This window comes from Rhizobium sp. SEMIA4064 (assembly GCF_003025035.1).
Classification (GTDB): domain Bacteria; phylum Pseudomonadota; class Alphaproteobacteria; order Rhizobiales; family Rhizobiaceae; genus Rhizobium; species Rhizobium paranaense.
Genome location: NZ_PYJN01000017.1, coordinates 1 through 1,330, shown reverse-complemented (window position 1 = coordinate 1,330; position 1,330 = coordinate 1). Strand labels below are relative to the sequence as shown.

The window sequence follows — 1,330 nt, the reverse complement described above, 5'->3', positions numbered from 1 at the left end:
GATCATGTCCCAGGACGTGGTGTAGCTTAGACGACCACGGCTCATCCCAGAGGGTCGGATGAGTATCAGCTTGCTGCTGGCAGGCTGATGAGCGGATCATCGCTCATTGTGGCGATTGTCTCAAGTGTCATGTAGCGGGATCGCTGGACGGCCCATTCATCGTTCTGTTCGAGCAGCAGCGCACCGACCAGGCGCACGATGGCGTCGTCGTTGGGGAAAATGCCGACGACCTCTGTGCGCCGCTTGATCTCACCGTTCAATCGCTCAATGGGGTTGGTCGAGTGAAGTTTGGCCCAATGCTGCTTGGGAAAGGTCATGTAGGCGAGCACGTCTTGCTCGGCACTGTCCATGAGACTGGCGAGCTTCGGTACCTTTGGCCTGATCTGGTCGGCGACGTTGCGCCACTGAGTGCTTGCGGCCTCCGGCGTGTCCTGAGCGAAGGCCGTTGCAATGAACGCGGAGACAACCCGGCGTCCGCTCTTTCCAGCATGGGCCAAGGCATTGCGCATAAAGTGCACCCTGCAGCGCTGCCAGGTGGCGGAAAGCACTTTCGATACTGCGGCCTTGATGCCCTCATGGGCATCGGAGACGACGAGCTTGACGCCGCGCAGCCCCCGCCTGATCAGCTTTCGAAGAAACTCGGTCCAGATCGCCTCGGCCTCGGACGTGCCGATCTCCATGCCGAGCACTTCGCGTCGGCCATCGGTGTTGACGCCGACGGCGATGATTACGGCGACGGAGACAATACGACCACCGCGCCGAACCTTGAGGTAGGTCGCATCGATCCACAGGTAGGGCCATTCTCCTTCGATGGGCCTGTCGAGGAAGGCCTTCACCTTCTCATCGATCTCCTCGCAGAGCCGGGACACCTGACTTTTGGAGATGCCCGACATGCCCATGGCCTTGACGAGGTCATCAACAGAGCGGGTCGAAACACCCTGGATATAAGCCTCCTGGATGACCGCCGTCAGAGCCTTCTCGGCCATGCGGCGCGGCTCCAGGAAGCTCGGGAAGTAGCTGCCGGTGCGAAGCTTGGGAATGCGCAGCTCGACGGTGCCCGCCCGTGTCTCCCAATCCCGGTCGCGATAGCCGTTACGCTGGGCCAGCCGGAAGCCATTCTTCTCGCCATAGGCCGCGCCGGTCTTCGTGCCGACCTCCAGCGCCATCAGCTTCTCGGCAGCAAAGCCGATCATCTCCCGCAGCAAATCGGCATCAGCGCTCTTCTCAACGAGTGAGCGCAGGTTCATCATGTCGTCGGTCATCGGTGGTGTCCCTCAGGTTGGCTCTAAGCAACCCGACCCTACCGGAAATCACCGATGGCTATGAAATC

The 1,330-nt window shown here is 60.8% G+C and carries 1 protein-coding gene; it reads right to left on the bottom strand.

Translation table 11 applies throughout. The annotated features are described in order from the left end of the window. Positions 1 to 65: 65 nt before the first annotated feature. The gene (locus tag C9E91_RS12180) at positions 66 to 1,262 is read right to left on the bottom strand and encodes an IS256 family transposase (protein ID WP_004110519.1); all 1,197 of its coding nucleotides are present in this window, start codon (positions 1,260 to 1,262) and stop codon (positions 66 to 68) included. Positions 1,263 to 1,330: the final 68 nt, after the last annotated feature.

Coding starts and splice junctions, on each gene's coding strand:
- C9E91_RS12180 (WP_004110519.1), bottom strand. CDS start 1,262: ATGACCGACGACATGATGAACCTGCGCTCACTCGTTGAGAAGAGCGCT.